Origin of the sequence: Brevundimonas diminuta (assembly GCF_039673845.1) — a bacterium.
Classification (GTDB): Bacteria; Pseudomonadota; Alphaproteobacteria; order Caulobacterales; family Caulobacteraceae; genus Brevundimonas; species Brevundimonas diminuta_E.
Genome location: NZ_JBDJMK010000001.1, coordinates 51813 through 65287, shown reverse-complemented (window position 1 = coordinate 65287; position 13475 = coordinate 51813). Strand labels below are relative to the sequence as shown.

Genomic DNA, 13475 nt, shown 5'->3' with positions numbered 1-13475 from the left:
CCGCGGCCCAAATCAGCCCTTGTCCCGCAGCAGGCGCGCCTTGTCCCGCTGCCAGTCGCGCTCGGCGGCGGTCTCGCGTTTGTCGTGCAGCTTCTTGCCCTTCGCCAGCGCGATTTCCAGCTTCGCCTTGCCGGACTCGTTCAGATAGAGGCGCACAGGAACGATAGTCCGACCCTCACGCTGGACGGCGCCGATCAGCTTGTCGATCTGCTTGCGGTGCAGCAGCAGCTTCCGGTGACGGCGCGGCTCATGGTTGAAGCGGTTCGCCATCTTGTAGGGAGGAATGTCGGCGTTGATCAGCACCATCTCACGCCCCTCGGGCGAGACATAGCTTTCGGCGATATTGGCCCGGCCGTCGCGCAGGGCCTTGATCTCGGTGCCCAGCAACTGGATCCCGGCCTCGATGTGGTCCTCGAGAAAATAGTCGAAGCGCGCGCGCCGGTTCTCGGCGATCGTCTTCTGCTTTGGCGCGGTCGAAGCCATCAGGCGACCCCGGCCTCGCTCAGGCACCTGTCGATGGCGGGCTTCACCGCGTCCGCCGTCCGCGACAGCGGCAGACGCACCTCTTCAGTGCACAGGCCCAGCCTGGCGAGGGCGTATTTGGCGGGCGACGGCGAGTTGTCGAGGAACAGCGCCTTGTGCAGGCCGATCAGCCGCTCCTGCCATGAGCGGGCCGTGGCGAAGTCCCCGGCCTGAACCGCATTGTAGAGGGCGACCATGGCCTCTGGCGCGACATTCGTCGTCACCGAGATGACGCCGACACCGCCATGCGCCGCATAGCCCAGATAGCTGGAATCATCACCCGAGATCAGGTCGAACGCGCCGTCGATGTTGGCGCGCATCCAGCTGGCCCGCGCCACGTCGCCCGTGGCGTCCTTGATGCCGACGATGTTCGGGTGCGCGGCCAAAGCCGCCACCGTCTCGTTCGACAGATCGACGCCCGTGCGACCCGGCACGTTGTAGAGCAGGATCGGCAGCTGAACCGCATCGGCCACGGCCTCGAAATGCGCCTGCATCCCGGCCTGCGACGGACGGTTGTAATAGGGGGTGACGACCAGAGCCCCGTCGGCGCCGACCGTCTTGGCGAATCGGGCCATTTCGATCGCCTTGTCCGTCGAGGGCGAACCCGCTCCGGCGATGACGCGGATGCGCCCGGCGGCGATCTCGACACACTGTTCAACCACGCGCTTGTGCTCGTCCAGCGTCAGGGTCGCGCTCTCGCCCGTCGTCCCCATCGGCACGACGCCGTGAACCCCGGCGGCGATCTGGCGTTCCAGCAGACGTTTGAAAGCGGCCGCGTCCACGTTTCCGTCACGAAGAGGTGTGATCAGGGCGGGGATCACGCCCTTGAACAAGGGGGCGGTCATGGGAACAACATACCTGTGCGGAGACAATGGGCGGCCTTCCGCCCGTCACTAATCGGCAAAGGGTAGGTTGCCAGCCGCCTGGCCGCAACCAGAGATGAATGAGGATCAGTTATCTGATGATCGCGACGACCGTGGCCGCCGCCCTGGCGATTCTGACTCCCCCAGCACAGGATGTGCTAAACAGCGGCCCCGTGCCCTATTCCGCCACCGCCTACCCCGCCGCACAAGGCGGGATCATCAGCGGTCAGGACGCGGCGCTGGTGCAACAGGGGTTGACCGCCGCCCGTGCCCGCGACGTAGTGGGCACACAGTCCATCATGGCCCGGATTTCGGACCCGGCGGCTCGAAAACTGGTCGAATGGGCGCTGGTCGACACATCAGACAAGCAGTTGTCCTACAGCGATCTGGCGCGCGCCCAGACCGATCTGGCGAACTGGCCTCGCGGCGAATCGCGCCGGGCTGCTGGTGAACGCGCTCTGGACATGGCGGGCCAGTCGCCTGACGCCATTCTGGCCTTCTTCAACGGCGCCGCGCCGACCACGGCGCAGGGCGCCATCGCCCTGGCCGGAGCGCTGGAACAGACCGGCCGCCGTCAGGACGCGCAGGCGCTGATTCGCGACTGGTGGCGCAACCAGAGCTTTGAAGAAGCACAGCAAAGCCGCATCTATTCACGCTGGAGCGGCTGGCTGACCAGCGACGACCATGTCACGCGCCTGAACATGCTGCTGCTGGGGCCGCACGGCCCGGCGACGCGCAGCATGGTCGCCCTGGTTCCGGCTGATCGCCAGACCGTCGCCAACACCGTCATGGCGCTGCGCACCGCCTATGCCCCCGATGTGATCGTCAGCGGCCTGTCGCAGACGCAGGCCAATGATCCGGCCGTGGTGCTGGAGCGGGTGCGCCTGCTGCGCTCCGCCGGACGTCAGTCCGAAGCCTTCCCGCTGCTGTCCGCCCTGCCCGCCGCGCCGTCCCACGCCGAGGGCCAGAACACGCTGTGGAGCGAGCGCCGCAACTACTTCCTCGACGCTCTGCAGCAGGGGAACGCCCGCGCCGCCTATGCGGCCATGAACGGCCACGGCTTCCCCTCGGGCGAGCGCAAGGTCGACGCCGAATTCTTCGCTGGCTGGGTCGCCCTGACCAAGCTGAACGACCCGGCGACGGCGGCGCGTCATTTCGAGGCTCTGCGCAACGCGTCCTCAACGCCGATCACGCAAGGCCGCGCCCTCTACTGGCTGGGCCGCGCGGCCGAGGCGCAGGGCAATCGTCAGGACGCCCAGCGCTGGTATCAGGCGGGCGCCGAACACTGGCAGACTTTCTATGGCCAACTGGCGGCGGAAAAGGCCGGGATGACGACCCTGACCCTGCCGGGCGAGCCTGAGCCGTCGCGCGAAGACGTGAACCGGTTCGAGGGCAATGAAGTCGTGCGCGCGACCCGCATTCTGGGCCAGATCGGCGAGAAGAACCTGATGCGGGTCTTCGCCTATCATCTGGATGACGCCCTGCCCTCGCCCTACGACCTGTCGCAACTGTTCGACCTGATGCAGGGCTATGGCGACCAGTTCGGGTCCATGATGGTCGGCCGCGCGGCCAGCCAGCGCGGCTTCGTCATGCCCGAGCGCATGTATCCGGTGCGCCTGCCGCAACAGGTTCCGGGCATGGCGCCGACCGAGTTCGCCCTGGCCATCACCCGTCAGGAATCCAGCTTCGACCCTCTGGTCCGCTCCGGCGCCGACGCGCGCGGCATGATGCAGCTTCTGCCCGCCACGGCGCAGGGCGTTGCCCGTCGCATGGGTCGTTCGTTCAGCGCCGATCAGCTGTGGGACGCCGAGATCAACATGACGCTGGGCAGCTATCACCTGGGCGAACTGATGAACAACTTCGGGGGCTCGCCCCTGTTGGCCGCCGTCGGCTACAACGCAGGCCCCGCCCGTCCGCCGCAATGGACGGCCCGTTGCGGCGATCCCCGTCAGGCCCAGGTCGACCCCATCGACTTCATCGAGTGCGCGCCCTTCACCGAGACGCGCAACTACATGATGCGGGTGATGGAGAATATGCAGGTCTATCGCGCCCGCCTGAACGGCGGCTCGGCGCCGCTGACGCCGTCAGCCGATCTGGCGCGCGGCGTCCCGCCACGGGCAGGCCCGCGCCCCTATCAACCCTGAAGCCATGATGCGGGTCGCCGGCGACGGCGGCCCGCTCCTCTGCTTTCAGGTCGCCGCCAGACCGGCGAAAAGCACGTCCATATGGGTGCGAACCAGCAGGTCACGTTCCGCCCAGTCGAAATAGGTCTTGGTGATCACGATAGAGACCAGACCGTGCGCGCTGGCCCAGATGACCTGCGCCAGGGTGCGGGCATCGCCTTTCAACACCCCCTTCTCCACCGCCTCCTCCACCACGCAGACGAAGGCGCGGAACAGTTCGGCGCCGGTCTGCTGGGCCACGCTCTCGGCGCCGTGGCGGGTTTCGATCGACGGCGTCAGATAGGCCAGACGATAGGCGTTAGGATTGGCGAAACCGAAGGCGACATAATTCTCGACGATCCGCCGCAGCCGCGCCAGCGGCGGCGCGTCTTCCGCCAATATCAGCCGATGTTCTTCCGCCAGGGTGTCAAAGGCATTGCGACAGATCTCGTTCAGAATCTCGCTCTTGTCCGCGAAATGCATATAGAGCGCGGTTGAAGACAGCCCCACCTCATCGGCGATCTTGCGGATGGTGGCGCCTTCATAGCCCTGCCTGACGAAAATACCCTCGGCCGCCGCCAGGATTTCAGCGCGACGCTCATGTCCCTCACCCTTGGGCTTTCGGGCCGAACGCGAAGAAACGGCAGGTAAAGCGGACACTCAGACCTCCCCGAGAACAATCCCGCTGCGAGGTCGACATTGATAACGGCAAAGCCGGTCAGCGCCAAATGCTTGCAATCAGAAATTGAACGTATAACGCTGTTTTCAGACCAAAAGGGAAGCGACGATGGGTGGGGGGATCAGTGCTGTTGCGGATGACAGCCGGTACATGTCCGCTCGTATCACCCTAACGCGCGTGCAGATGCTGTTTTTGTTCGTGACAGCCGCCATCACTCTGACGCTGACAGTCTTCTTCCCTCCCCCGTTCACCGCCCTTACTTTCTGCCTGCAGGGGGGTTTCCTTTGTCTGGCAGTGTGGCGGGGCGTTTTATTATGGAAGAGCCGCAGATGGCGTCAGCGCCAGCCGCCGCCCGCCTATCCATCGCAAAAGGACGAATGGCCTAGATATACCGTAGTCGCCGCCCTGTATCATGAGACGGCTGTCCTGCCGCATCTCATCGAGCGGCTCGCCGAGATCGATTATCCTGCAGACAGACTGGAAGGTTTCCTGGTGCTGGAGGCGGACGATGAAGCGACCATCAGTTTGGCGGTTGCCCTGCCGAAACCAGACTGGCTTCATGTTCTTGTGGCGCCTGCAGGCGCGCCCAAGACAAAGCCGCGCGCCCTGAACTACGCCCTGAGCCGCGCGTCGGGCGATCTGATCACCATCTACGACGCCGAAGACGACCCTGACCCCCTGCAATTGCGTGAGGCCGCCGAGCGTTTCTCAGCCGACGACGGGACCCTCGCCTGCGTTCAGGCGCCGCTGCGGATCCGCAGTCGCGGCAAGAGCCTCAGCCCCTTTCTGGATCGCCAGTTCGCAGCCGAATACGCCGCCCTGTTCGAGATCACCCTACCCGCCATGACACGGCTGGGCATGCCGTTCCCGCTTGGCGGCACCAGCAACCATTTCCGCGTGCCCGTCCTTCGCGCTCTGGGCGGTTGGGACGCCTGGAATGTGACCGAGGACGCCGATCTTGGCTTTCGTATCTGGCGCGCAGGCTATCGCCTCGGGGTCATTCAGCGCCCGACCTATGAACCGCCGCCCGGCTCCCTGAACCTGTGGCTTCCACAAAGAACGCGCTGGCTGAAGGGCTACCTTCAGACGCTGGCGGTTCACACGCGATCATCCCACGGCATGGGCTGGCGCGGCTGGACGGCGCTGAGCGTAACCATCATGGCTGGTCTGGCGTCTGCCGCCCTGCACGCCCTCTGTACGGCCTGGGTGTTGAGCCTTGCCCTGGCCTCACTTGTCGCAGGACGCCTGCCACACTTCTCAATCGCAGGCAGCGCCGTCCTTGTGTCAGGCATCATCGCGGCATGGCTGATAAAGAAGCGAGGAGCACGCCTTGCGGGCGTTCCATACAAACTAAAGGATATGGTGCTGTCTCTAGGCTATTGGTGCCTGCTCAGCATGGCCTTCTGCCATGCGGCGGTTCGACTGTTACTGGAGCCACACCATTGGGACAAGACCCCTCATCAGGCCATCGACGACCCTGATATCGTCACAACCGATGTCGCCGACGCTGGACGAGCGGCCGCCTGAGCGCCTATCAGCGCGCATGGCTCCGGTTCTCTCCTCCACGCCCGAAACCCTCGTCACGCGCGGGTGGTCGGACTACGCCCTTCTGGACAGCGGCGACGGCCGCAAGCTGGAGCGTTACGGCCGCTACACAGTGGTGCGCCCCGAGCCGCAATGCTTCTGGAAAGCCCACGACGAAGCCGCCTTCGACCGCGCCAACGCCATGTTCGATCCGCAGCAGGAGGAAGAGGATTCCGGCCGCTGGCGCTTCGACCAGCACGGCCCGATCGACGCCTTCCCGCTGAAATGGCGCGAGGTGCGCTTCATGGGCCGGTTCACCCCGTTCCGACACCTGGCCTTCTTCCCCGAGCAGGCGGCCAACTGGGAATGGCTGGACGCGCGCGTCCGCACCCTGAAGCAGCCGAAGATCCTGAACCTGTTCGGCTATACCGGCGTGGCCAGCCTGGCCTGTTCGGCGGCGGGCGCCCATGTCACCCACGTCGACGCCTCGAAGAAGTCCGTCGCCTACGCCCGTGAGAACGCGGAACTGTCCGGTCTGGCCGACCGCCCCATTCGCTGGATCGTCGAGGACGCCCGCAAATTCGTCGCGCGCGAGGTGCGTCGCGGCAGCCAGTATGACGGCATCATCCTCGACCCGCCGAAATACGGGCGCGGCGCCAATGGCGAGGTCTGGCGCCTGTTCGAGGACATGCCGGACCTGCTCAAGGACTGCGCCGCCCTGCTGTCCGACGACGCCTCCTTCCTGCTGCTGAACGCCTATGCGGCGCGCATTTCGGGCCTGTCTCTGGCCCATATGATTGCCGAGGCGGCGCATGATCGCGGCGGCCGCATCGACTGGGGCGAACTGGCCCTGTCCGAAGACGGCGAGCGCGCCCGCGCCATCGGCCTGTCCTTCTTCGCCAGATGGAGCGCCTGATGACCGAACGCCTCATCACCTCCCTGACCAACGACACGATCAAGGCCGTCCGCGCCCTGCATATGCGCAAGGAGCGCGAAGCGACGGGCCGCTTTCTGGCCGAGGGACTGAAGTTTATCGGCGAGGCGCTGGATCAGGGCCGCGCGCCCGTCATGCTGCTGGTCGGTCAGGACGCCCGGCCGCACCCCCTGCTGGACCGGGCCAAGGCCGAGACACTGGAGAGCGGCGGCCAGATCATCGTCGTCACCCACGCCATCCTCGAAAAGATCAGCCGCCGCGACAATCCGCAGACGGTGCTGGGCGTGTTCGAACAGGTCTATACGCCGCTGGACGCCATCCGGCCCGACGCCAAGCCCTGCTGGGTGGCGCTGGAGCAGATTCGCGATCCCGGCAATCTGGGCACCATCATCCGCACGGCGGACTCGGCCGGTTGTGGCGGCGTCATCCTGATCGGCGACTGCGTGGACCCCTTCTCAGTCGAGGCGGTGCGCGCCACCATGGGCTCGGTCTTTGCCGTGACCATCAGCAAGGCGACGCGCGAAGAGTTCCTGACCTGGCGCGCTTCATGGCCCGGCAGCGTGATCGGCACCCGCCTGGACGCCACCCACGGCTATCGCGACAGCCCGGTTCGCCACCCGGCCCTCATCATGATGGGCAATGAACAGGCGGGCCTGACCGACGAACTGGCCGCCGCCTGCGATCTGAACGTCAAGATTCCCATGCGCGGCCGGGCCGACAGCCTGAATTTAGCCGTCGCGACAGGCGTCATGGTCTATGCCGTGACCGACGCGGCCTACGGCGCCGGTCTTTAAGTCTACCGATCCGGTCGACCTAAAGACAGCACTTCACTCAGGCGGCGCCTGCCACCCGCGCCAGATCGGCGGTGATGCGCTCGGCGACCTTCAGGCGGTCCTCCGCCGTCGGCCAGTCGCCCTTCACCACGATCTTCTGATCTGGGCGGATCTTCCAGAAGGCATGGTTCTTCTGGATCAGGCCCACCAGCCCCATCGGGTTCGGGAAGGTGTTGTTGCGCAGGGTCAGCACCGCGCCCTTGGGCCCGATGTCGATCTTCTCGATCATCGCCGTGCGGCAGTTGGCCTTGATGCCGACGATCCGCAGAAGCTGCTGCGCCTCATCTGGCAGTGGGCCGAACCGGTCGATCAGTTCGGCCGCCATGGCCTCGCGGTCCTCCATCTTTTCGGCGTCGGACAGGCGACGATACAGGTTCAGACGGACATTCAGGTCCGGAACATATTCCTCTGGAATCAATACAGCCGCGCCGACGTTGATCGACGGCGACCAGCCGCGATCCGGGGCCGCCTCGCCCTGCTCACGCAGTTCGGCGACGGCGTCCTCCAGCATCTGCTGATACAGTTCGACGCCGACCTCGCGGATGTGACCCGACTGTTCGTCGCCCAACAGGTTGCCGCCGCCGCGCTGGTCCAGATCGTGGCTGGCCAACTGGAAACCCGCGCCCAGATTGTCCAGGGACTGCAGCACCTGCAGACGCCGCTCCGCCGACAGGCTCAGCGGCTTGGTCGGGTCGGTCGTCAGATAGGCGAAGGCCCGCGCCTTCGACCGACCGATGCGGCCTCTGATCTGGTGCAACTGGGCCAGGCCGAACATATCTGCGCGATGCACGACAAGGGTGTTGGCCGTCGGAATGTCGATGCCGCTTTCGACGATGGTGGTCGAGACCAGAACGTCATATTCACCATCATAGAAAGCGCTCATGACGGCTTCCAACTGGGTCGGGCTCATCTGGCCGTGGCCGACGACGAACTTCACCTCGGGAACCTGTTCGCGCAGGAACCGCTCGATGTCGGGCAGGTCCTTCAGGCGCGGCGCGACGTAGTAGGCTTGGCCGCCGCGATATTTCTCGCGCAGCAGGGCCTCGCGCACCAGCACCGGATCCCACGGCGTGACATAGGTCCGCACCGCCAGACGATCGACCGGCGGGGTGGCGATGATCGACATCTCGCGGATGCCCGACAGGGCCATCTGTAGCGTGCGCGGAATGGGCGTGGCCGTCAGGGTCAGCAGGTGAACATCGGCCCGCAGGGACTTCAGCTTCTCCTTGTGCTTGACGCCGAAATGCTGCTCCTCGTCGACGATGACGAGGCCCAGATCCTTGAAGCCGACCTGATCGGCCAGCACCGCATGGGTGCCGACCACGATCTCGAAACTGCCGTCCTTCAGGCCTGCGCGCGTCTCGTTCGCGTCCTTGGCCGTGACCATGCGCGACAGGTGGCGCACCTTGATCGGCCAGCCGGCGAAGCGTTCGCTGAAGGTCTTGAAGTGCTGACGCGCCAGCAGGGTCGTCGGGCAGACGATGGCGACCTGTTGGCCGGTCATGGCCACCACGAAGGCGGCGCGCAGAGCCACTTCAGTCTTGCCGAAGCCGACGTCGCCGCAGATCAGACGATCCATCGGCGTGCCCTTGCCCAGATCTTCCAGCACGTCGCCGATGGCGTTCAGCTGATCGTCCGTTTCCTCATAAGGGAAGCGGGCGCAGAACTCGTCGAACAGGCCGGCGGGCGGCACAATGGCGTCGGACACCCTCAGCGCCCGCTTGGCGGCCAGTGCGATCAGCCCCTCGGCCATGGCGCGCAGGCGCTCCTTGGCCTTGGCCTTACGCGCCTGCCAGCCCGCGCCGCCCAGACGGTCGAGTTGAACTCCCTCGGCGTCCGTGCCGTAGCGGGTCAGAAGATCAATGTTTTCAACCGGCAGGTAGAGCTTGCTCTCACCGGCATAGAGGAGTTCGAGGCAGTCGTGCGGCGCTTCCTGGATCTCCAGCGTCCGCAGGCCCTCATAACGGCCGATACCATGATCCAGATGGACGACCAGATCACCCGCCGTCAGGGCCGACGCTTCCGCCAGGAAGTTGGACGCACGCCGCTTTCGCTTGGGCCGCGCCAGACGGTCGCCCAGAATGTCTGTCTCGGAAATGACGGCCAGATCGTCGGTGGCGAAGCCATGCTCGACCGGCAGCACCGCGCGCAGATAGATCCCGTCCGGCGCGCCTTGCACATCGTCCCAGTCGCGCACCGCCACGACGTGCGTCAGGCCGTGATCGCCCAGCATGGCGGCAAGACGTTCCGCCGAACCTTCGGACCATGAGGCGAACAGGACGCGCTTGCCCTGCGCCTTCAGCGCCTCGGCGTGCTGGGCCACAGCGGCGAACAGGTTGACGCTGTCCTGCGAGCGTTCGGCGGCGAAGCTGCGCCCCAGTCGACCGCCCGCATCCTCGCCCGAACCAGCGGCCAGCGGCGACAGGCGACGCACGGCGCGACCGGCCAAGGCGCTGTTCCAGTCGCCGTCATCCAGATAGAGCCGTGCTGGCGGCAGGGCGCGATAGGCCGCTCCGCCCTTGCCGCGCGCCGCCTCCTTGCGCGCCTCATAGGCATCGACGGTCAGGCTCCAGCGCTCTGCGCGCGCCTGCTCCGTCTGACTGTCGAGAAAGACCGGCGCCGCATCCGGCAGATAGTCGAACAGCGTATCCAGCCGGTCGTAGAACAGCGGCAGCCAGTGCTCGACGCCCTGACGGCGCGCGCCCTCGCTGACGGCGGCGTACATCGGCTCGTCGCCCGGCGCGCCGAACAGGTTCAGATAGCCGCTGCGGAACCGCGAAATGGCGTCCGCGTCCAGCAGGACTTCCGACACTGGCGACAGCGAAACCGCCTTCAGTTGGCGCGTCGAGCGCTGTGTCTCGGGATCGAAGGCGCGGATCGATTCCAGTTCAGACCCGAACATGTCCAGGCGCACCGGCTCATCAAACCCCGGCGGGAAGACGTCGATCACCCCGCCGCGAATGGCGTATTCGCCGCGCTCCGACACGGTGGAAGCGCGCACATAGCCGTTGGCTGTGACGTAGCGTTCCAGAGCCGCCGTATCGAGATCGGCGCCGACCTTGGCCGCGAACCCGGCGCCGGTCACGGCGCTGCGCGGCGGCGTGCGCTGGGCGGCGGCGGCCACGGTGGCGACCACCAACAAGGGCGTCCTGTCCGCCGGATCACGCGTCGCCAGTCGCGTCAGGGTCGCCATGCGCTGCGCCGCGACCGAAGCCGTCGGGCTCAGCCGATCATAGGGCAGGCAGTCCCACGATGGATATTCAAGAACTTCAACATCCTTGGCGAAGAAGCGGAACGCCTGAATGAAATTGCCAGAGCGCTGATAATCGCGCGCCACGAACAGGGCGACGCCGCCCTGCGCCTTGATGCGATCGGCGACGATCAGGGCGTCCAGCCCCTCCGGCGCGCCGCCCAGCTCCATGTCGGTCCGCGCCAGCGCTCCGTCCATCAGCCGATGCCCTTGGCCACTTCGGCGGCGACATGGGCGCGCATGAAGGCGCGGATGCGGGCCATCATCGGGCCTTCAAACTCGGGCGGGGTCGGTTCGCGCTCGATGATCCAGGCGTAGAGATACTGGTCCTCTTCATCCAGCAGGCGCTCGAACTCGGTCAGTTCAGCATCGTCCAGCGTCGGCGCGACCTGATCGGCGAACGGCCCCAGCACCATGTCGGCCTCGCGAAAGCCACGGCGCCAGGCGCGAAAGGCGATGCGCCCCAGGCGCGTCTTGCGGTCGTCAGGGTTCTGGGCGTCCTCGGGACGTGCGTCGATATCGGCCACGCTGTTTCCTTGCCTGTCCGTTCACTTCGGTAAGAGGCGGATCAGATAGCGTTCCAGACGCCGCTGCGCCAGCTATGCTGCATCATCATGAGGCCCGAGATTCTCTTTCCCCTGTTCGCGGACATCACCACGCTGAAAGGCGTGGGACCGCGCAGCGCGCCGCTGGTGCAGAAGGTGGCGGGTCCGCTGGTGCGCGACGTGCTGTTCCTGTCGCCCAGCGGCGTGATCCAGCGGCGCCGCACCACAGCGATGGAGGCCGTCGACGGCGAGATCGGCGTCTTCGATGTGACGATCGACCGCCTGATTCCGCCGCACAAGCATGGCGCGCCGATCAAGGTGCGCGCCATCGACGAGACGGGCTTCATCCACCTGATCTGGTTCGCCGGATCGCCGCGCCATATCGAGAGTCTGGCTCCGCGCGGGTCGCGGCGGCTGGTGACCGGCAAGGTCGAACGCTTCAACAGCGAAGTCCAGATCGCCCACCCCGACTACATCCTGCCGGTCGAAAAGGCGGATGAGATTCCGCTGTCGGAACCCGTCTATCCGGCGACGCAGGGGCTGACCTCACGCCAGATCCGCAAGCTGGCGCAGGGTGCGCTGGCCCTCGCGCCCGAGTTGCCGGAGTGGCAGGAACCGAACTGGCTGACGGCGCGGCGCTGGGTCGGCTGGCGCGCGGCGCTGGAGGTCCTGCACGCACCGACGAACGAGGCCGAGCTGATGCCGGACGCCCCGGTGCGCCAGCGTCTGGCCTATGACGAACTGTTCGCGCACCAGCTGGCCTTGGCGCGCCGTCGCCGCGCCCGCCAGATCACGCCCGCCGCCCGCATTGCGCCGGGCGAGGCGTCCGCCCGCCTGCTGGCCGCCCTGCCATTCGCCCTGACCGGCGCGCAGGAACAGGCCGTCGCCGAAATCCGCGCCGATCTGGCTTCCGGCGAGCAGATGGGGCGGCTGCTGCAGGGCGATGTGGGATCAGGCAAGACAGCCGTCGCGGCTCTGGCTCTGGCCGATGCCGCCAGCAGCGGCTTTCAGGCCGCCCTGATGGCGCCGACCGAGATTCTGGCGCGCCAGCACCATGACAAGCTGTCGCCGATGCTGGATCAGGCGGGCGTGTCCAGCCTGCTGCTGACCGGGCGCGACACGGCGGCGGAACGGCGCGGCAAGCTGGCGGCTCTGGCGTCGGGCGAGGCGCAGGTCGCCATCGGCACCCACGCCCTGTTCCAGGACGCCGTGCATTTCCATCGACTGGCGCTGGCCGTCATCGACGAGCAGCATCGGTTCGGCGTGCGCGAGCGTCAGCGTTTGCAGGCCAAGGGCGATCCGGCCCTGGGCGGCGTTCACCTGCTGACCATGTCGGCGACGCCGATCCCGCGCACGCTGGAACTGACGCAATATGGCGAACTGGAAGTCAGCCGCCTGATGGAAAAGCCGCCGGGCCGCACGCCCGTCACGACGGCCGTCCTGCCGCTGGCGCGCATCGGCGAGGTGGCCAAACGGCTGAAGGCAGCCGTCGAGGCGGGCGCCCAGGCCTATTGGATCTGTCCTCTGGTCGCCGAATCTGAAGCCATCGACCTGGCCGCCGCCGAGGATCGGGCCGAAGATCTGCGCAAACTGCTGGGAACTGAGGTCGGTCTCGCCCACGGCCAGATGCCGGGCGCCGAGCGCGAGGCGGTGATGGCCGAGTTTGCGGCCGGTCGCCTGCCCGTTCTGGTCGCCACGACCGTGGTCGAAGTCGGTGTGGACGTGCCGAACGCCTCCATCATGGTGATCGAACACGCCGACCGCTTCGGTCTGGCTCAGCTTCACCAGTTGCGCGGGCGCGTGGGACGCGGCGCCAAGGCCAGTTCCTGCATCCTGCTGTATGGCGGCGAGGACGGCGCCTTGGGCGAAACGGCGAAAGAACGGCTGGAAACCCTGCGTCGCACCGAGGACGGCTTCGTCATCGCCGAAGAGGACTTCCGTCTGCGCGGCGGCGGCGACCCGCTGGGCCTGAAGCAGAGCGGCTTCCCGGCCTATCGCTTCGCCGACCCGATCCGGCATCGGTCGCTGCTGCTGGCGGCGGCGGACGATGCGCGTCTGCTGCTGGGCCGCGACCCCGATCTGACCAGCGAGCGCGGTCAGGCCGTGCGCCTGCTGGAAGCCCTGTTCGACTGGAAAAACGAACGCCCCTCAGCGGACTGAGGG

General features: G+C 66.6%; 10 protein-coding genes. 5 read left to right on the top strand and 5 right to left on the bottom strand.

Going from position 1 to position 13475, the window contains the following annotated elements; genetic code table 11:
- Window positions 1-12: 12 nt before the first annotated feature.
- Together smpB and dapA are read right to left on the bottom strand one after the other, a co-directional pair.
- Window positions 13-483 (bottom strand): SsrA-binding protein SmpB, encoded by a 471-nt coding sequence (smpB, locus tag ABE454_RS00280; RefSeq protein WP_346527851.1) that lies wholly within the window; start codon window positions 481-483, stop codon window positions 13-15.
- On the bottom strand, window positions 483-1367 hold the full coding sequence (gene dapA, locus ABE454_RS00275) for a 4-hydroxy-tetrahydrodipicolinate synthase (RefSeq protein ID WP_346527849.1): 885 nt from the start codon (window positions 1365-1367) through the stop codon (window positions 483-485). The genes smpB and dapA overlap by 1 nt, the downstream gene beginning before the upstream one ends.
- A 116-nt stretch (window positions 1368-1483) precedes the next feature.
- Between dapA and ABE454_RS00270 the strand changes: the two genes are divergently transcribed.
- Complete coding sequence (locus tag ABE454_RS00270) at window positions 1484-3529, top strand: lytic transglycosylase domain-containing protein (protein WP_346527848.1); 2046 nt, start codon at window positions 1484-1486, stop codon at window positions 3527-3529.
- A gap of 45 nt (window positions 3530-3574) precedes the next feature.
- On the opposite strand, the gene ABE454_RS00265 is transcribed toward ABE454_RS00270, so the two are convergent.
- On the bottom strand, window positions 3575-4207 hold the full coding sequence (locus ABE454_RS00265) for a TetR/AcrR family transcriptional regulator (RefSeq protein WP_346527845.1): 633 nt from the start codon (window positions 4205-4207) through the stop codon (window positions 3575-3577).
- Between the two features lie 169 nt (window positions 4208-4376).
- Here ABE454_RS00265 and ABE454_RS00260 point away from each other — a divergent pair, with 169 nt between their 5' ends.
- Genes ABE454_RS00260 through ABE454_RS00250 form a run of 3 tightly spaced genes read left to right on the top strand, consistent with a single transcriptional unit; the run spans window position 4377 to window position 7478 of the window.
- Window positions 4377-5753, top strand: coding sequence for a glycosyltransferase family 2 protein (locus ABE454_RS00260; RefSeq protein ID WP_346527843.1), 1377 nt, complete (start codon window positions 4377-4379; stop codon window positions 5751-5753).
- 16 nt (window positions 5754-5769) lie between these two features.
- Window positions 5770-6666, top strand: a complete 897-nt coding sequence (locus ABE454_RS00255) for a class I SAM-dependent methyltransferase (protein WP_346527841.1) — start codon at window positions 5770-5772, stop codon at window positions 6664-6666.
- Complete coding sequence (locus tag ABE454_RS00250; RefSeq protein WP_346527838.1) at window positions 6666-7478, top strand: TrmH family RNA methyltransferase; 813 nt, start codon at window positions 6666-6668, stop codon at window positions 7476-7478. Before ABE454_RS00255 ends, ABE454_RS00250 begins: the two co-directional genes overlap by 1 nt.
- 37 nt (window positions 7479-7515) lie before the next feature.
- Here ABE454_RS00250 and mfd read toward each other — a convergent pair whose 3' ends face one another.
- Together mfd and ABE454_RS00240 are read right to left on the bottom strand one after the other, a co-directional pair.
- The gene (gene mfd, locus ABE454_RS00245; RefSeq protein WP_346527836.1) at window positions 7516-10965 is read right to left on the bottom strand and encodes a transcription-repair coupling factor; all 3450 of its coding nucleotides are present in this window, start codon (window positions 10963-10965) and stop codon (window positions 7516-7518) included.
- On the bottom strand, window positions 10965-11294 hold the full coding sequence (locus tag ABE454_RS00240) for a succinate dehydrogenase assembly factor 2 (protein ID WP_346527834.1): 330 nt from the start codon (window positions 11292-11294) through the stop codon (window positions 10965-10967). Before ABE454_RS00240 ends, mfd begins: the two co-directional genes overlap by 1 nt.
- Window positions 11295-11381: 87 nt before the next feature.
- Here ABE454_RS00240 and recG point away from each other — a divergent pair, with 87 nt between their 5' ends.
- A complete protein-coding gene (recG, locus tag ABE454_RS00235; protein ID WP_346527832.1) occupies window positions 11382-13472 on the top strand; it encodes an ATP-dependent DNA helicase RecG in 2091 nt (696 codons plus the stop codon).
- Window positions 13473-13475: the final 3 nt, after the last annotated feature.